Source organism: Albidovulum marisflavi (assembly GCF_025751435.1).
Lineage (GTDB): Bacteria > Pseudomonadota > Alphaproteobacteria > Rhodobacterales > Rhodobacteraceae > Albidovulum > Albidovulum marisflavi.
Window position 1 is genome coordinate 28,457 of sequence record NZ_JAOWKY010000004.1, and the last position, 15,974, is coordinate 44,430.

The 15,974-nt window shown below is 64.0% G+C and carries 17 protein-coding genes; 8 read left to right on the forward strand and 9 right to left on the reverse strand.

What is annotated here, in order from left to right; translation table 11 throughout:
• Positions 1 to 181: 181 nt before the first annotated feature.
• The 4 genes from pepN to OEW28_RS13990 all read right to left on the reverse strand — a co-directional run bounded on the left by pepN (position 182) and on the right by OEW28_RS13990 (position 4,081).
• Positions 182 to 2,755, reverse strand: a complete 2,574-nt coding sequence (gene pepN / locus OEW28_RS13975; protein ID WP_263735414.1) for an aminopeptidase N — start codon at positions 2,753 to 2,755, stop codon at positions 182 to 184.
• A gap of 63 nt (positions 2,756 to 2,818) precedes the next feature.
• Positions 2,819 to 3,277, reverse strand: a complete 459-nt coding sequence (locus OEW28_RS13980; RefSeq protein ID WP_263735415.1) for an SRPBCC domain-containing protein — start codon at positions 3,275 to 3,277, stop codon at positions 2,819 to 2,821.
• The gene (locus OEW28_RS13985) at positions 3,274 to 3,744 is read right to left on the reverse strand and encodes an SRPBCC family protein (protein WP_263735416.1); all 471 of its coding nucleotides are present in this window, start codon (positions 3,742 to 3,744) and stop codon (positions 3,274 to 3,276) included. Before OEW28_RS13985 ends, OEW28_RS13980 begins: the two co-directional genes overlap by 4 nt.
• A complete protein-coding gene (locus OEW28_RS13990; RefSeq protein ID WP_263735417.1) occupies positions 3,734 to 4,081 on the reverse strand; it encodes an ArsR/SmtB family transcription factor in 348 nt (115 codons plus the stop codon). The genes OEW28_RS13985 and OEW28_RS13990 overlap by 11 nt, the downstream gene beginning before the upstream one ends.
• A gap of 201 nt (positions 4,082 to 4,282) precedes the next feature.
• Here OEW28_RS13990 and OEW28_RS13995 point away from each other — a divergent pair, with 201 nt between their 5' ends.
• Positions 4,283 to 6,427: a malate synthase G gene (locus tag OEW28_RS13995; RefSeq protein WP_263735418.1), complete on the forward strand. Its 2,145-nt coding sequence runs from the start codon at positions 4,283 to 4,285 to the stop codon at positions 6,425 to 6,427.
• 74 nt (positions 6,428 to 6,501) lie between these two features.
• Complete coding sequence (locus OEW28_RS14000) at positions 6,502 to 6,927, forward strand: GlcG/HbpS family heme-binding protein (protein ID WP_263735419.1); 426 nt, start codon at positions 6,502 to 6,504, stop codon at positions 6,925 to 6,927.
• An 82-nt stretch (positions 6,928 to 7,009) separates the two neighbouring features.
• Here OEW28_RS14000 and OEW28_RS14005 read toward each other — a convergent pair whose 3' ends face one another.
• Positions 7,010 to 7,501, reverse strand: coding sequence for a fasciclin domain-containing protein (locus OEW28_RS14005; RefSeq protein WP_263735420.1), 492 nt, complete (start codon positions 7,499 to 7,501; stop codon positions 7,010 to 7,012).
• A gap of 175 nt (positions 7,502 to 7,676) precedes the next feature.
• On the opposite strand from OEW28_RS14005, the gene OEW28_RS14010 reads away from it, so the two are divergent.
• From OEW28_RS14010 to OEW28_RS14020, 3 genes are all read left to right on the forward strand, one after another.
• Positions 7,677 to 8,249: a helix-turn-helix domain-containing protein gene (locus OEW28_RS14010; RefSeq protein WP_263735421.1), complete on the forward strand. Its 573-nt coding sequence runs from the start codon at positions 7,677 to 7,679 to the stop codon at positions 8,247 to 8,249.
• 82 nt (positions 8,250 to 8,331) lie between these two features.
• Positions 8,332 to 9,111, forward strand: coding sequence for a gamma-glutamyl-gamma-aminobutyrate hydrolase family protein (locus tag OEW28_RS14015; RefSeq protein ID WP_263735422.1), 780 nt, complete (start codon positions 8,332 to 8,334; stop codon positions 9,109 to 9,111).
• A gap of 16 nt (positions 9,112 to 9,127) precedes the next feature.
• Positions 9,128 to 9,547 carry a c-type cytochrome gene (locus OEW28_RS14020; RefSeq protein ID WP_263735423.1) on the forward strand — a complete coding sequence of 140 codons (420 nt, stop codon included), beginning with the start codon at positions 9,128 to 9,130 and terminating at the stop codon, positions 9,545 to 9,547.
• Positions 9,548 to 9,555: 8 nt separating this feature from the next.
• Here OEW28_RS14020 and kynA read toward each other — a convergent pair whose 3' ends face one another.
• Genes kynA through kynU form a run of 4 tightly spaced genes read right to left on the reverse strand, consistent with a single transcriptional unit; the run spans position 9,556 to position 12,215 of the window.
• A complete protein-coding gene (gene kynA / locus OEW28_RS14025) occupies positions 9,556 to 10,389 on the reverse strand; it encodes a tryptophan 2,3-dioxygenase (RefSeq protein ID WP_263735424.1) in 834 nt (277 codons plus the stop codon).
• On the reverse strand, positions 10,376 to 10,549 hold the full coding sequence (locus tag OEW28_RS14030; protein ID WP_263735425.1) for a hypothetical protein: 174 nt from the start codon (positions 10,547 to 10,549) through the stop codon (positions 10,376 to 10,378). Before OEW28_RS14030 ends, kynA begins: the two co-directional genes overlap by 14 nt.
• Complete coding sequence (locus tag OEW28_RS14035; RefSeq protein ID WP_263735426.1) at positions 10,546 to 11,022, reverse strand: GNAT family N-acetyltransferase; 477 nt, start codon at positions 11,020 to 11,022, stop codon at positions 10,546 to 10,548. The genes OEW28_RS14030 and OEW28_RS14035 overlap by 4 nt, the downstream gene beginning before the upstream one ends.
• Complete coding sequence (gene kynU, locus OEW28_RS14040; protein WP_263735427.1) at positions 11,019 to 12,215, reverse strand: kynureninase; 1,197 nt, start codon at positions 12,213 to 12,215, stop codon at positions 11,019 to 11,021. The genes OEW28_RS14035 and kynU overlap by 4 nt, the downstream gene beginning before the upstream one ends.
• Positions 12,216 to 12,351: 136 nt before the next feature.
• Here kynU and OEW28_RS14045 point away from each other — a divergent pair, with 136 nt between their 5' ends.
• The 3 genes from OEW28_RS14045 (at position 12,352) to OEW28_RS14055 (ending at position 15,944) form a co-directional block, all read left to right on the forward strand.
• Positions 12,352 to 12,792 carry a methyltransferase family protein gene (locus OEW28_RS14045; protein ID WP_263735428.1) on the forward strand — a complete coding sequence of 147 codons (441 nt, stop codon included), beginning with the start codon at positions 12,352 to 12,354 and terminating at the stop codon, positions 12,790 to 12,792.
• A 118-nt stretch (positions 12,793 to 12,910) separates the two neighbouring features.
• The gene (locus tag OEW28_RS14050) at positions 12,911 to 14,485 is read left to right on the forward strand and encodes a Re/Si-specific NAD(P)(+) transhydrogenase subunit alpha (protein WP_263735429.1); all 1,575 of its coding nucleotides are present in this window, start codon (positions 12,911 to 12,913) and stop codon (positions 14,483 to 14,485) included.
• A gap of 13 nt (positions 14,486 to 14,498) precedes the next feature.
• Complete coding sequence (locus OEW28_RS14055) at positions 14,499 to 15,944, forward strand: NAD(P)(+) transhydrogenase (Re/Si-specific) subunit beta (RefSeq protein ID WP_263735430.1); 1,446 nt, start codon at positions 14,499 to 14,501, stop codon at positions 15,942 to 15,944.
• Positions 15,945 to 15,974: the final 30 nt, after the last annotated feature.

The window sequence follows — 15,974 nt, forward strand, 5'->3', positions numbered from 1 at the left end:
GAATGTACGCCGGAATGGGCCGTTCAAAGCGGTGCATCCCAATCAGCCCTCGTTTTGGGCAGCCTGCGAAACGGTCACAGTGGGCTTGGGCGCATTGTTTGCAAATGTCGCCCGGAACAGAGCGACAAGGCCGCCTCGCGGATACGAGACGGTTTTGCCCGCGATTCGAGTTCCTACGTGGTCAAAGTCCCAGGATTCGGCCCGTCATTTCCGACAGATCGCGGCTCAGGCCGGGCGCGGACCGGATCCGCTGCAACTCTGCCGCCACCATGGCGCGCCGGTCGGCGTCGTAGCGCGCCCAGGTTTCGAAGGCCGTCGAAAGACGCGCCGCGATCTGCGGGTTCACCGGGTCAAGCCGCAAGAGCCAGTCGGCATAGAACCGATACGCCGCGCCCGAAGCGTGGTGGAACCCGGCGTGATTGGCGGCGATGCCCCCCAGAAGGGACCGGGCGCGGTTCGGGTTTCTCCAGTCGAAATCTGGATGGGCCGCAAGGCGTTCGGCCACCTCTGCCGCCTGATGGGGGGCGGCGTGCACGACCTGAATCATGAACCACTTGTCTATGACCAGCCTGTTGCCCTTCCAGCGCTCGTGGAACGCGGGCAGTGCCGCCTCTGCCCGCCCCGCCTCGATCAGACAGGCCAGCGCGGCGGCGCTTTCGGTCATGTTGCCGGCAGCATCGAACAGCGTCTGGGCGCGCGCGCCCCCGTCGATCCGGTTGAGAAGCCCCAGGGCGGCCACCCTGAGCGAACGGCGGCCAGCCGCGGTGGCGTCGGGGGAAAACGGCCCCCGGTCGGCCATCGCGTCATAGGTCAGTGCGAGGGGACGTACCAGCCGCTCGGCAACGGTGCGGGCCAAGGTTTCGCGGGCGGTGTGGATGCGATCGGGATCGGGGCTGCGTCCGGCCTCCGCCAGCGTCTGCGCCAGGTCGTCCTCGGACGGCAGCCGCAGGCAAAGCGCGCGAAAAGCCGGATCCAGGCTGTCGTCGGTCAGAAGCCGGCCAAGCGCGGAGATGTAGTCGGCCGAAGGGGCGTCGTCGTCGGTTACCATCCGCACCAGAACGTCCTTGGCCAGGGCCCGTCCTGCCTCCCACCGGTTGAAGGGGTCGGTGTCGTGGGCCAGAAGGAAGGCGCGCTCACTTGCCGGGACTTCCCGTTCAAGCACCACCGGCGCTGAGAAGCCGCGAAGGATCGACGCAACCGGGCGGCTGGCCAGATCAGCGAAGCGGAAGCTCTGGGTCGCCTCGGTCATCTCCAGTATCGTCGTCGGCAGGATTTCGTCGCCGTTCGGATTCAATAAACCGACCGCGATCGGAATCACGCGGGGCAGCTTTGTGTCCTGGCCGGGCGTGGGTGGGGTCATCTGCGTGAAGGTCAGCGTCAAGGTGCCGTCCCGCCAGTCCTCGGATACGGACAGGCGCGGGGTGCCCGCGTCTGTATACCAGCGCTTGAACTGGCTCAGATCCCGGCCCGTCGCATCCTCGAACACCTTCAGCCAGTCCTCGATCGTCGCGGCATCCCCGTCGTGGCGGTCGAAGTAGAGGTCGAGCGCGCGGGCGTAGCCGTCATCCCCCACCAGCCGCTTCAGCATCCCGATGACCTCGGCGCCCTTCTCGTAGACGGTCGCGGTGTAGAAGTTGTTGATCTCGACAAAGCTTGATGGCCGGGGCGGATGGGCCAGCGGCCCCATGTCCTCGCGGAACTGGCGGGCGCGCAGGCTCAGCACGTCCTCGATCCGCTTCACGGGCTCGGACCGCATGGCCGAGGTGAACTGCTGGTCGCGAAAGACCGTTAGACCTTCCTTCAGGCAAAGCTGGAACCAGTCGCGGCAGGTGATCCGGTTGCCGGTCCAGTTGTGAAAGTATTCATGCGCGATCACGCCCTCGATCCGCTCGAAATCCAGGTCGGTCGCGGTTTCAGGGCTGGCGAGGACGAGCTTGGAGTTGAAGATGTTCAGCCCCTTGTTCTCCATCGCGCCCATGTTGAAGTCATCCACTGCGACGATGTTGAAGACGTCCAGGTCGTATTCGCGCCCATAGGCCTCCTCGTCCCACGTCATCGAGCGGATCAGGCTGTCCATCGCGAAAGCGCAGCGATCAAGGTCGCCGGGACGGACCCAGATGTTCAGGTCGACCTTGCGGCCCGATCGGGTGGTGAAGCTGTCGGGCAGGTTCACGAGGTTCCCCGCGACCAGCGCGAACAGGTACGATGGCTTCGGCCAGGGGTCGTCCCATTCGGCCCATCCGGGACCGGAGGCGGTGGGGTTGCCGTTCGACAGCATCACCGGCATGTCGCTTTCGATGCGCACCTTGAAGGGCGCCATCACGTCGGGCCGGTCGGGGTAGTAGGTGATCTTGCGGAATCCCTCGGCCTCGCACTGGGTGCAATACATGCCGCCGGACATGTAAAGCCCTTCCAGCGCGGTGTTGCCTTCGGGGTCGATCTCGACCTCCGCCTCCCACAGGAACGGGCCGTCGGGCAGGGCCTGCGCGGCGACGGTTGCGCCTTCGTCCGTCACGGTCAGCAGCGCGGCGGGCACGTCGGCGCCGTCGATACGGGCGGCGATAAGGCGCAACTTCTCGCCGTGCAGGAACAGGTCGTGCCGCCCCGCGCGCTCCGGATTCGGGGCGAAGGCGATACGCGAGATCACGCGCGTCGTCTTGGGCGCGAGGCGGAAGGTCAGGTCGACCCGCTCGATGCGGAAGGGGAACGGCTGATAGTCCTTCAGGTAGATCGTCTGCGGGCTCGCGTCTTTCATCGTGGCACTCCGGCACATGTCGCGCCGGAGGTTAGGCGCTCGTCCCAGGCACTGCAACCGGGCTCAGGTGGCGCCCACGAACGCCGCGAGCTTGCCCAGCGTCTGTTGCCCCAGTTCCACCGCGCCGAAGCCCTTGGCATCCTCGTATTCGCGGCGGGTCGAGAAGATCATCGACAGGGTGATCCTGGTGCCGGTGCCTGTCGCCTCGAAGCAGGCGGAGGCGTCTGCATGCTTGGGTCCGTTTTCGCCCCAGTGGAGCGTGTAGTCGATGCGTTCCAACGGCACGATACGGGTGTAGCGGTGGTGGTTCGGATAAACCGTGCCATCCGGCCCGATCATGTCGAAAACCCAGTCGCCCCCTTCGCGCAGGTCGATGCGATCCGTGCGGCAGGTAAATCCGTCCGGACCCCACCAGCGGGGCTGGGAGTCAGAGTCTGTCCAGGCGGCCCAAACTGCGGCCAAGGGGGCCGCAATGAGGCGTTCGATGACCATCGTGCGATCACTCGGGTCCGCGGCGGTCATCTGGTCAGGCCCTTCGCATAGTCCTCAAGCTGCGTCGCCACGGTGCCCCAGCCGTCGTAGAAGCCCATGGCCTTGTGCGCCTCGGCGGTCTCGGCCGATCGGTGACGCGCGATGGCGGTATAGACGGTGCCCCCGTCATCCGAGTCCGAGAGCATAAGGATCGCGGTCATGAAAGGATCGGGCGAGGGCTTCCATCCTTCGGTATAGGCGTCGGTGAAGACGAGCTTTTCCTGCGGCACGATTTCCAGATAGACGCCATTGTTCTGCATCTCGTTGCCATCGACGTTGAACGTGGTGTTGAACCGTCCTCCGACACGAAGATCGATGTCGCAGGCGGTCACCTTGTGCGGCCGCGGCACGAAGAAATGCGGAATGTGTTCGGGTGAGGTCCAGCATTCCCAGATAAGTTTCCGGGGCACGGACAGGGTGCGTGTGAACTGAAGGTCGGTCTTCGGGTCAAGATCCATCTGCGCGTTCCTTCATCAGTCGGGTTAAGTAGTCGTCCAGCCGGTCCAGCCGCCCCTCCCAAAGCGCCCGCTGTTCGTCGAGCCACGAGCGGACGGGGGTGAAAGCGCCGGGAACAAGTTTCACGGTGCGGGTGCGGCCCTGCTTCGAGGTTTCGACAAGGCCCGCGCCTTCCAGTCGGCGCACGTGCCCCAGAAACGAGGGCAGGGCCATGTCGAATGGGCCGGCGAGTTCGGTCACGGTCGCGGGCCCCCGTGCCAGCCGCTCGAGGATCGCGCGGCGGGTCGGGTCGCCAAGCGCCTGGAACAGGGTGTCGAGTTGTCCGGGTGACAGGTTCATCCGCATCTCAATTGTTAGCCGATTAACTAAGTAACGCAATCCGCCGAGTCGCGCAAGATGCTTAGCCGTTTGGCTAACTGATTTCCGGCGCGGCCGGGAAATATGCAGGTGTTGCCGACGCAAGCGTTGATGCCGCCCGGTTGGTCCTGTAGTGAATGGGTATTCTCGGCATACCGCCGTATGCGGAACCAAGAGGTCAGAATGACGCGGGTTGAACGGCACGGACTTCAGGTGGCAGAGGTTCTTGCCGCCTTCATCGAGGGGCAGGCGCTGCCCGGTACCGGGGTGACGGCAGATGTGTTCTGGTCCGGCCTTGCGCGCCTTGTGGCGGATCAGGGTCCCAAGAACCGCGCCTTGCTGGAAAAGCGCGAAGAGCTTCAGGCCAGTATCGACGCCTGGCACGTCAAGCACCGGGATCAGCCGCACGACCACGAAGCCTACAAGGCGTTTCTTTCCGAGATCGGCTATCTTTTGCCCGAAGGCCCGGCATTCGAGATCGACACCTCGAACGTGGACCCCGAAATCGCCTCCGTCGCAGGGCCACAGCTTGTCGTTCCCGTCACGAATGCGCGTTATGCGCTTAACGCGGCCAACGCGCGCTGGGGCAGCCTTTATGATTGCCTTTACGGCACCGACGCCATGGGCAGCCTTCCGCCGGCGGGCGGGTATGAGCGCGGACGCGGCGCGCGGGTCGTCGCAAGGGCACGCGTGTTCCTGGACGAATCCTTCCCGATTGCCGGGGCAAGCCATGCCGATGTGCGCCGCTACTACGTCAAGGACGGTCAGCTGCTGGTGGACGACCTGCCTTTGGTCGATCCGTCTAAGTTCGTGGGCTACCGGGGCAATCCCCGCGCGCCAGAAACGATTCTGCTGCGCAACAACGGGCTTCATGTCGAATTGATCTTCGATCGTGCGCATTTCATCGGTTCGCGCGATCAGGCCTGTCTGGCGGATGTGCAACTGGAAAGCGCCATGTCCGCGATCATGGATTGCGAGGACTCGGTCGCCTGCGTGGACGCAGTGGACAAGGTCCAGGCCTACGCCAATTGGCTGGGCCTCATGCGCGGCGACCTGGAGGAGGCGTTCCAGAAGGGGGGCCAGCTTGTCCGGCGCAAGTTGAACCCCGACCGCGTCTATACCGCGCCCGACGGATCGCCCGTGACAGTAAAGGGGCGGGCGCTGCTTTGGGTTCGCAACGTCGGCCACCTGATGACAAACCCCGCGATCCTCGACGCCGAGGGGAACGAGATCCCCGAAGGGCTGATGGACGCCATGGTCACTGTGGCTGTTGCCATTCACGACCTGAAAAAGTCCGGCGGCGCGCGGAACTCGGTCCGCGGATCGGTCTATGTCGTGAAGCCCAAGATGCACGGGCCGGAGGAGGTGGCCTTTGCCGACGAAACCTTCGCTCTGGTCGAGGACGCGCTGGGGCTGCCGCGCCACACGGTCAAGATCGGCATCATGGACGAAGAGCGGCGCACATCCGTCAATCTCAAGGAATGCATCCGCGCCGCAAAACACCGCGTCGCCTTCATCAACACCGGATTCCTTGATCGCACCGGGGACGAGATCCACACCTCGATGGAGGCGGGGCCCTTCAGCCGCAAGGATTTCATCAAGCGCAAGGGCTGGATTACGGCCTATGAAAACCAGAACGTCGACATCGGGCTGGAATGCGGCCTGTCGGGGCGGGCACAGATCGGCAAGGGCATGTGGGCCATGCCCGACATGATGGCGGCGATGCTTGAGCAGAAGGTCGAACATCCCAAGGCTGGCGCGAATACCGCCTGGGTGCCGTCGCCAACGGCGGCGACGCTGCATGCGCTGCACTACCATCGCATCGACGTGTTCGCGGTTCAGGCACGGCTGAAGAAAGGCGGGCGTCGCGCCTATGTGGATGCGTTGCTGGATATCCCGATGGCGACCTACCGCAAGTGGACGCCCGACCAGATCCGCCGCGAGGTCGAAAACAACTGTCAGGGCATCCTTGGCTACGTCGTCCGTTGGATCGATCAGGGGGTTGGCTGTTCCAAGGTGCCCGACATCAATGACGTCGGCCTGATGGAGGACAGGGCGACCTGCCGCATTTCGGCCCAGCACGTCGCAAACTGGCTGCACCACTCGGTGGTGGGTGAGGCCGAGGTGATGGATATCCTCAAGCGGATGGCCGAGGTCGTGGACCGCCAGAACGCGGGCGACCCCGCCTACACCCCGATGGCGCCGGGCTTCCAGGGGCTGGCCTTCCAGGCGGCCTGCGACCTTGTCTTCCTGGGCCGCGTGCAGCCCTCGGGCTACACCGAGCCGATCCTGCACCGCCGCCGGCTTGAGGTGAAGCGGGCCGGCTGATTACCGCTTCGGCTTCCAAGCTTGCGTGCCGCGCCGCCGGATATATCCTGTGGCGGGCACCAAGGGAGGGGTGAATGGAACTTGATATCCAAACGGCGCGCAGGATCATCGCGGTCGCCCTGGAAACCGGGCAGGCGAGGGCGATGAAGCCCCTGTCGGTCGTGGTTCTGGACGCAGGCGGTCATCCCATCGCCTTCGAACGCGCCGACGGAGCCTCGCCCGGCCGGTTCGAGATCGCGCGCGGCAAGGCCTATGGCGCGGTAATGCTTGGCATGGGGGGGCGCGCCCAGGCTGAACGCGCGGCGGTCGGCCCGACGTTCATGGCCGCGGTGAACGGCGCATTCGGCGGACGGCTCGTTCCGGTTCCGGGCGGGGTGCTGGTGCGCGATCAGGGCGGCCGGGTGATCGGCGCCGTGGGCGTCACAGGCGACACGTCTGACAACGACGCTGTTGCGGCGCTTGCAGGCATCGAGTCCGTTGGTCTTACGGGTGAGGCCTGAGTTTAGACGCGAGCCTGATCTTTCCCGAGCAGATCCACGATATTGAAAAAAGGGGGACGCCTGAGCGCCCCCCTTTGTTGCCTTAGCTCGACGGAGGCAGGATCACCGCGTCGATGACGTGGATCACTCCATTCGACGCCTCGATGTCGGCGGCGGTGATGTTGGCGCCATCGACCTTGGCGCCGCCTTCGGTCGAGATCGTCACCTCTGCGCCGTTCACCGTCGCGGCCATCATGCCGTCGCTGAGGTCGGTCGACATTACTTTGCCCGGAACGACGTGATAGGTCAGCACTGCCACCAGCTTGTCCTTGTTCTCGGGCTTCAGCAGGTCTTCGACGGTGCCGGCGGGCAGCGCGGCAAAGGCGTCGTCGGTGGGCGCGAACACGGTGAAGGGCCCTTCCCCTTTCAGCGTGTCGACCAGTCCGGCCGCGCCAAGCGCCGCAGCCAGAGTTTCAAATCCACCCGCCGCAACGGCGGTATCCACGATATCGGCCGATTCAGCCCAAAGAGGGGCAGGGGCAGCAAGAGCGGCGGCAAGGTACAGGGGCTTAAGCGATTTCGTCAGGAAGGTCATCTGATGTCCTTTCGTTGTTTCGTGTTCAGCGCAGTCGGCTGAACTGCCTTTGAACATCGTTAAAAACATTTATTCTGCAAGAAAATTTGAGTAAAATTAAAGTGATTGTAATATGGTGCAAATTGGTCCGCGCCGTTTGCATGTGAGGAGAAGAAGCGACGTGATTTCGGAAACCTTGAGCGAAAAGATCGACCACTACCGGATCGGCGCGAAGATTCGGGCCATGCGCACGGCCAAGGGTCTGGGGCTGATTCAACTGGGCGCGCACACGGGCCTTTCCGCCGGAATGCTATCCAAGATCGAGACGGGGCAGGTCGTTCCCACACTTCCCACCCTCATGCGGATTGCGCTGGTGTTTGGTGTCGGGCTTGAGCATTTCTTCACCCCGCCGGTGGATCCAATACTTGAGATCGTGCGCAAGGAAGACCGGCTAAGCTTGCCGAACCCGCCAGAGGGGCCGCCGGCCTATCATTTCGAAAGCCTCGATTTCCCCGTCGCCGAACGGCCGATCGAAAGCTACCTTGCCGAATTCAGGCCGGGGGCGCCCGCGTCACCCACGCACCTGCACGCGGGGGTAGAGCTGATCTTCGTGATTTCGGGGACGCTCGCGCTGTTCATACACGACTCGGAGAAACTGCTGGGGGCAGGGGACTCGATGTATTTCGAGTCGGATTACGATCACAGCTACGCCTGTATTGGCCAGGAACCGACCCGCGTTCTGGTTGTCGTTTCCTCGGCGCAGGTCTGAACACCTGTTGTGCGCGCTGCCCCTTCACCCCGGACCGGAGCGGGGCTAGTCTTGCGACAGCGGAAACCAGCGCGGATCGGACATGCGACGTCCCATTGTCGGCATCATCGGCAACAACACCCTTCTGAACGACGAATACCCGGTGCACACCGGGGGGCTGATGAACTCCATGGCGGTGGCGCAGGTGGCAGGCTGCATGCCCGTCGTGATCCCGCCCGACCCGCGCCTTGTGACGGTCGCCGAACTGCTTGAGCTGTTTGACGGGTTCGTGCTGACAGGGGGGCGCCCCAACGTCCACCCCGAGGAATACGGAGAGCCCGCGACCGAGGCGCACGGTGCCTTCGACCGTTCGCGCGATGCGATCACGCTTCCGCTGGTGCGCGCATGTGTCAACCGCGGGCAGCCCTTCTTTGGGATCTGTCGCGGTTTTCAGGAGGTGAACGTGGCCATGGGCGGCGCGCTTCACCCCGAAATCCGCGAGCTTCCGGGCCGGATGAACCACCGGATGCCGCCTGACGGAACGCTGGAGGAGAAATTCGCGCTGCGCCACACCGTCCGGTTTTCCGAAAACGGGCCGTTCCGCAAGCTGCTCGGGGCGACCGAGGTCATGACGAACACGCTTCACGGACAGGGGATCAAGACGCCGGGGAACAATATCGTCATCGACGGATGGGCGCCTGACGGAACGCCGGAGGCGATTTATGTGGAAGGCGCACCGGGCTTCACGTTGTCCGTGCAGTGGCACCCGGAATACAATGCCGCAAACGATCCGGTCTCCCGGCCCCTGTTCGAGGCGTTCGGGGAAGCCGTGCATCAATGGGCCACTTCCAGCGGAACTGGAAAGACGGTCAGGATCGCGTGACAGGGGAAGCGGCGCAATGAGCATCAGGACCGTGCTTGGGGTCATACTTATCATCGTCGCGCTTGCGGGGTGGTATCTTCTGTCAGAGCGGCGGCAAGAGCAGGCCGCGCTGGCCGGCAGCGCGATGGTGGAGGTCACGGTTCCCGATTTGACCGAACCGGAGGCCATGGGCGCGACGGCATTCGCCGCCAAGTGCGCCGAATGCCACGGCGAGAATGCCGCGGGCAAGGACGGCGTGGGGCCGCCGCTGGTTCACAAGATCTACGAGCCGGGCCATCATGGCGATGCCAGCATCTACAATGCCGTTCGCAACGGTGTCCGCGCCCATCACTGGTCCTTCGGCGCCATGCAGCCGGTCGAGGGGCTGACCGACGCTGAGATCGGCACGATCATCGCCTACATCCGCAAGCTTCAGGCTGCGAACGGCATATACTGAACGGGCGCCTACAGTGTCGTGCGGACGCGCCAGAGTTCGGGGAACAGCTCTACCTCCAGCATCCTCCGCAGATAGGGGACGCCCCCGGTGCCGCCCGTTCCGCGCTTCAGCCCGATCACGCGTTCGACAGTGGTCACGTGGTTGAAGCGCCAGCGGCGGAAGTAATCCTCGAAATCGACCAGCTTTTCTGCCAGCTCATACAAGGCCCAGTTCTCCTCGGGCGCGCGGTAGACCGTGGCCCAGACCTGCATGACGGCATCGCTCTCGGCCCAGGGCTGGGTGAAGTCGCGATCAAGGATCGAGGCGGGAACGTCGAACCCCGCACGGGCGGCAACCCGCAGCGCCTCGTCATAGAGTGAGGGGCGGGCAAGTTCTGCCTCAAGTTTCGCAAGGATGTCGGGGCGATGCGCATGGGGGCGCAGCATCGCCGCGTTGCGGTTGCCCGCTGCGTACTCGATCAGCCGGTATTGCCAGGACTGGAAGCCCGAGGATTGGCCCAATGCTTCGCGAAATCGCGTGTAGTCCGAGGGCGTCATGGTGCGCAGCACGTCCCAGGCCGAGTTGAGCTGCTCCATGATCCGGGCAACGCGAGAAAGCATCTTGAAGGCAGGCTGCAGGGCGTCCTGCGCCATCGCCGCGCGGGCTGCCGACAATTCGCTGATCGCCAGCTTCATCCACAACTCGGATGTCTGGTGCTGGATGATGAAAAGCATCTCATCCTGCGCGTCGCTTAGAGGGCATTGCGCATCAAGGATCGCGTCAAGCTGCAGGTAGTCGCCATAGCTCATGCGGCCGTCGAAGGACATCTGGGCGCCTTCGGACGAGGGGTCATAGGTGGTCATGGGTGTTCTCCGTGAAAGACTGGCCGGAAGCGCCCCGTTCAGGGCCATCCTGCAGCATTTCCGCGGCGGTCACCGCATTGCAGCCCATGGTGCGCCATAGACCCGCCCATGCGCCGGGGCGGGCAAGCCTTGGCTCGATGCGGTCGCTGCCGGCTTTCATCGGTCCGCCTCCAGGTCCAGGGACATCTGGAATGTGTCGAAGACCTGATCTGCAAGGGGAAAGGCCTCGAACCGATCGATCGTCCAGCCCTGCTTTTCGAAGAAGTGGCGGGCAAGATGGCTGGCGCGGACGGTCAGGCGGCGCAGTCCGTTCTGTCGGGCATGATCCTCAAGCGTCCGGTAAAGCGCCTGCGCCACGCCTGTGCCCATGGCTTCTGGCACCACGAAGGCCATGTCCAGGTATCCGTCCCGCTCCAGCGACATGAAACCCGTCAACGCGCCGTCGGTTTCGGCCACCCAGCACCACTGGTCCATTTGGCGGTCGGGCTCGTTCCAATCCGGTTCGGGCGAGGGCGCCCAGGCCGCGCGCTGCGCCGGGTCATAGAATTGCGCGGCGCCTTCATGCACGGCGCGGAAGAATACCCTGGCCTTCGCCGCCCGGTCTTCGGGGCGATAGGCGCGGACGCTCGTCATGTGACCTTGGCGCGCGTCTGGAACTCGGCCCGATCCCAAAGGCTTTCGTCCATGATGCGCTTCAGGATTGCAACCGCGCCTGTCACATCCTCCATGGAGGTATAAAGCGGCGTGAAGCCGAACCGCAGGATGTCGGGTGCTCGGAAATCTCCAATGACGCCGTTGGCGATCAGCGCCTGCATGATGGCGTAGCCGTCCGGGTGGCGGAAGCAGACCTGGCTGCCGCGGTTTTCGGGGTTGCGGGGCGAGGCAAGCGCGAGTGTCGGGCAGGCAGCCTCGACCCCGCTCAGGAACGCTTCGCAAAGTTCGATGGACCGCGCGCGGACGTCGGCCATGTCGACCTGGTCCCAGATGTCCATCGAGGCTTCGAGCGCGGCCATCTGAAGGATCGGCGGCGTGCCCACGCGCATCCGTTCGATCCCCGCGCCGGGGCGGTAGTCGAGGTCGAAGGCAAAGGGCGACTCGTGTCCCAGCCAGCCGGAAAGCGCGGGGCGAACCTGAGCAGCCAGACGTGGTGCGATGTATATGAAAGCGGGGCCGCCGGGGCCGGAGTTCAGATACTTGTAGGTGCACCCCACCGCGAAGTCGGCGTTGCAGCCCGACAAGTCGACCTGGATCGCGCCGGCGGAATGGGCCAGATCCCAGACGACTAGCGCGCCTGCCTCATGCGCTTTCGCGATCAGGCGGCGCATGTCGTGCTTGCGCCCGGTGCGGTAGTCGACCTCGGTCAGCATCAGCACCGCAAGGTCGGTCGTGATCGCCTCTTCCACATCCTTCGGTGCGACGGTACGCAGTTCGTATCCGTCACCCAGCGTGCGGACCAGGCCATCCGCCATGTAGAGGTCCGAGGGAAAGTTGCCCGTGTCCGACAGGATGACGCGCCGCTCGGGCCGAAGTTCCACCGCCGAAGCCAGCGCCTGGTAGACCTTGATCGACAGCGTATCGCCCAGAACGACGGTTCCCGGCTCGGCGCCGATCAGCCGGCCGATGCGGTCGCCAAGCGCGCGGGGCTTGTCCATCCATCCGGCCCGGTTCCAGGCCGTGATCAGCATTTGCCCCCATTCGTCCTCGATGCAGGCCCGGACCTTTTCGATGGCCCCGCGCGGCAACGGACCAAGCGAGTTGCCGTCAAGATAGATCGTGCCTTCGGGCAGGTGGAACATCGCGCGTGTCACGGCGAAGTTTGTGGGCATGTCAATTCCCCCGACGATTTATTTTATGCTTAAAACATCCTTGCGCAACTTGCCAAGGAAATTCGTGCGGCGACAAAACCACCGCTTGCGATGGGCGCGCCAACGGATAGGGTCGCTGCTGCAAGGGGAGATGGTGATGCGCGCGCTGAAATCGATCGATTACCCGCCGGTGTGGCTTGTGGGGTTCCTGGCGCTCAGTTGGGCTGTGGGGCGCATTGCGCCGATGCCCGCGCTTCCGGCAACCGGCCTTGTACTGGCAGGGTTCGGGGTGGTTCTGATGCTGATCGCGGTTGGGCAGATGATCTGGTCGCGCACGACGTTCGTGCCGCGGAAGACGCCGGACGCGCTTGTCAGCGGTGGCGTCTTTTCGCTGACGCGCAATCCGATCTACCTCGGGGACGCGATGATTCTGGCGGGCCTGTCGCTTTACTGGAACGCGCTTCTGGCGCTGCCTTTGGTCGCAGTTTTCGTCTGGATCATCGGCCGCCGTTTCATCGAATCCGAAGAAAGCGTTTTGAAACAGACGTTTGGCCAGGACTTCGAGGCCTATCGCACCCGAACCCGGCGCTGGCTTTGAAGTCCAAGAAAATCGTTGCCGCATCGCGGCGTTATCGGTAACTACCTTGTGCTAAGGGCAAAAAGGGCGTGTTTTGCCGAAAACGTCTGGAAACCGTCGTTTTGGGAAGGGAGAGACAGTGAAGATCGGGGCAGCGAGAGAGACCTTCGAAGGCGAGGCGCGCGTGGCGATGACGCCTGACAGCGCAATCCAGTTGCAGAAACTTGGACATGAATGCTTCGTCGAAACAGGCGCCGGCAAGGCGGCGGGTTTCTCTGACACGGCCTATGAAAAGGCGGGCGTCACGGTCGTCGGATCCGAGGTGGATCTGTTCGGCGCCGTAGACGTCGTGGCGAAGGTGCGCCCTCCCACCGAAGCCGAAGCAGAGCTTCTGCGCAGTGGACAGACGCTGATCTCGTTCTTCTACCCTGCGCAGAACAAGGATCTTCTTGAGCGCTGCAAGGACCAAGGCGCCACCGTCGTCGCGATGGACATGGTGCCGCGGATTTCGCGCGCGCAGAAGATGGACGCACTGTCCTCGATGGCGAACATCGCGGGCTACCGTGCGGTGATCGAGGCGGGCAACAACTTCGGCCGCTTCTTCACCGGTCAGGTGACCGCGGCGGGCAAGGTACCGCCGGCCAAGGTCCTGGTGGTGGGCGCGGGTGTCGCCGGTCTGGCGGCAATCGGCACGGCAACCGCGCTTGGCGCGATCACCTACGCCTTCGACGTGCGCCCCGAGGTGGCCGAGCAGATTGAATCGATGGGGGCGGAATTCGTCTACCTCGATTTCAGCGAAACGCAGACCGACGGCGCGGCCACGGGCGGCTATGCCGCCCCGTCCTCGCCCGAATTCCGCGAGGCGCAGCTGAAAAAGTTCCGCGAGCTCGCGCCGGACATGGACATCGTGATCACCACCGCGCTGATCCCGGGGCGCGACGCGCCGGTCCTGTGGACGAAGGACATGGTCGAGGCGATGAAGCCCGGTTCCGTCATCGTCGACCTGGCCGCCGAGCGCGGCGGCAACTGCGAGTTGACCAAGGCCGACGAAAAGATCGTCACCGACAACGGGGTGACGATCGTCGGCTACACCGATTTCCCAAGCCGGATGGCCGCGCAGGCGTCGACCCTTTATTCGACCAACATCCGCCACATGCTTACGGACCTGACGCCGGGCAAGGACGGGGTCATCAACCACAACATGGAAGATGACGTCATTCGCGGCGCGACAGTGACGCATGAGGGGGCGATCACCTTCCCGCCGCCGCCGCCGAAGGTGCAGGCCATCGCCGCCCAGAAGCCGAAGGAGAAGGTCAAGGAACCCACGCCCGAGGAAAAGCGGGCTGCCGAAATCGCGGCCTTCAAGGCGCAGACGCGTAGTCAGTTCACCCTGCTGGGTGTGGGCGGGGCGCTGATGCTTCTGGTCGGCCTTTACGCGCCCGCAAGCTTTCTGCAGCACTTCATCGTCTTCGTGCTGGCCTGCTTCGTGGGCTTCCAGGTGATCTGGAATGTTTCGCATTCGCTGCACACGCCGCTGATGGCGATCACGAATGCAATCTCGTCGATCATCATCGTCGGCGCGCTGTTGCAGATCGGGTCGGGGTCCTGGCTGGTCATGCTGCTGGCGGCGCTTTCGGTCTTCATGGCCGGCATCAACATCTTTGGTGGCTTCATGGTCACCCGGCGCATGCTCGCCATGTTCCAGAAGTCGTAAGGAGACGGTCGCGATGGAATACGGATTCTCCACGGCCGCCTATGTCGTTGCGGCGGTTCTTTTCATCCTCTCGCTCGGTGGGCTTTCGGGCCAGGAAAGCGCCAAGCGCGCGGTGTGGTACGGCATCGTCGGCATGGGCCTTGCGGTTCTGGCAACCCTCATGGGGCCGGGGCAGGGCAACTGGGTGCTTTCGGTCATCCTCGTCATTGCGGGCGGGGTGATCGGCTGGATGGTCGCGCAGCGCGTCCAGATGACCGAAATGCCGCAGCTTGTCGCGGCCATGCATTCGCTCGTCGGTTTGGCCGCCGTCTTCATCGGCTTCAACGCCGAGATCGAGATGGTTCGCATCGCCGCCCTTCAGGCCGCAGGCGACGCGACCGGGCTTGAGGCGCTGAAGGGCTTTGCCGAAAAGGTCGCACACAAGACCCCGGCCGAAATCAACATCCTCAAGATCGAAGTGTTCCTGGGCGTATTCATCGGGGCCGTCACCTTCACCGGCTCTGTCATCGCCTTCGGCAAGCTCGCGGGCAAGGTGACCTCCAAGGCGATGAAGCTGCCGGGCGGGCACCTTCTGAACGCGGCGGCGGCGGCTGGTTCGCTGGCGCTGCTGGTCATGTACTTCAACGGCGCGGGCAGCTGGACGCTGATCCTTATGACCCTGCTGGCGTTCTTCATCGGCTACCACCTGATCATGGGGATTGGCGGGGCCGACATGCCGGTCGTGGTGTCGATGCTGAACAGCTACTCGGGCTGGGCGGCGGCCGCGATCGGCTTTTCGCTGTCGAACGACCTGCTGATCGTGGTCGGCGCGCTGGTGGGTTCCTCGGGTGCGATCCTGAGCTACATCATGTGCAAGGCGATGAACCGCAGTTTCGTCAGCGTGATCCTGGGTGGCTTCGGCAATACGAGCGGCCCGGCGATGGAGATCGCGGGCGAGCAGATCGCCATCGACGCCGATGGCGTGGCTGCCGCGCTGAATGACGCGGACAGCGTGATCATCGTGCCGGGCTACGGCATGGCGGTGGCGCAGGCGCAGCAGTCGGTCAGTGAGCTGACGCGCAAGCTGCGCGCCAAGGGCAAGGAGGTTCGCTTTGCCATCCACCCCGTCGCGGGCCGCCTGCCGGGCCACATGAACGTGCTTCTCGCCGAAGCGAAGGTTCCCTACGACATCGTTCTGGAAATGGACGAGATCAACGAGGACTTCCCCGACACCGATGTCGTCATCGTCATCGGTTCGAACGACATCGTGAACCCGGCTGCGCAGGAAGACCCGAACTCCCCTATCGCCGGGATGCCGGTGCTGGAGGTTTGGAAAGCCAAGCAGGTGTTCGTCTCGAAGCGGGGGCAGGGCACGGGCTACTCGGGCATCGAGAATCCGCTGTTCTACAAGGAGAACACGCGGATGTTCTACGGCGATGCCAAGAAGAGCCTGGACCATCTGCTGCCGATGGTCGAGTGAAGGCGTTCACGGGCTGATCAGAAATGCGTC

What these genes read in the sequence shown, in the direction of transcription:
- pepN (WP_263735414.1), bottom strand. Translation starts at nt 2,755, where the DNA reads ATGAAAGACGCGAGCCCGCAGACGATCTACCTGAAGGACTATCAGCCG.
- OEW28_RS13980 (WP_263735415.1), bottom strand. Translation starts at nt 3,277, where the DNA reads ATGACCGCCGCGGACCCGAGTGATCGCACGATGGTCATCGAACGCCTC.
- OEW28_RS13985 (WP_263735416.1), bottom strand. Translation starts at nt 3,744, where the DNA reads ATGGATCTTGACCCGAAGACCGACCTTCAGTTCACACGCACCCTGTCC.
- OEW28_RS13990 (WP_263735417.1), bottom strand. Translation starts at nt 4,081, where the DNA reads ATGAACCTGTCACCCGGACAACTCGACACCCTGTTCCAGGCGCTTGGC.
- OEW28_RS13995 (WP_263735418.1), top strand. Translation starts at nt 4,283, where the DNA reads ATGACGCGGGTTGAACGGCACGGACTTCAGGTGGCAGAGGTTCTTGCC.
- OEW28_RS14000 (WP_263735419.1), top strand. Translation starts at nt 6,502, where the DNA reads ATGGAACTTGATATCCAAACGGCGCGCAGGATCATCGCGGTCGCCCTG.
- OEW28_RS14005 (WP_263735420.1), bottom strand. Translation starts at nt 7,501, where the DNA reads ATGACCTTCCTGACGAAATCGCTTAAGCCCCTGTACCTTGCCGCCGCT.
- OEW28_RS14015 (WP_263735422.1), top strand. Translation starts at nt 8,332, where the DNA reads ATGCGACGTCCCATTGTCGGCATCATCGGCAACAACACCCTTCTGAAC.
- OEW28_RS14020 (WP_263735423.1), top strand. Translation starts at nt 9,128, where the DNA reads ATGAGCATCAGGACCGTGCTTGGGGTCATACTTATCATCGTCGCGCTT.
- kynA (WP_263735424.1), bottom strand. Translation starts at nt 10,389, where the DNA reads ATGACCACCTATGACCCCTCGTCCGAAGGCGCCCAGATGTCCTTCGAC.
- OEW28_RS14030 (WP_263735425.1), bottom strand. Translation starts at nt 10,549, where the DNA reads ATGAAAGCCGGCAGCGACCGCATCGAGCCAAGGCTTGCCCGCCCCGGC.
- OEW28_RS14035 (WP_263735426.1), bottom strand. Translation starts at nt 11,022, where the DNA reads ATGACGAGCGTCCGCGCCTATCGCCCCGAAGACCGGGCGGCGAAGGCC.
- kynU (WP_263735427.1), bottom strand. Translation starts at nt 12,215, where the DNA reads ATGCCCACAAACTTCGCCGTGACACGCGCGATGTTCCACCTGCCCGAA.
- OEW28_RS14045 (WP_263735428.1), top strand. Translation starts at nt 12,352, where the DNA reads ATGCGCGCGCTGAAATCGATCGATTACCCGCCGGTGTGGCTTGTGGGG.
- OEW28_RS14055 (WP_263735430.1), top strand. Translation starts at nt 14,499, where the DNA reads ATGGAATACGGATTCTCCACGGCCGCCTATGTCGTTGCGGCGGTTCTT.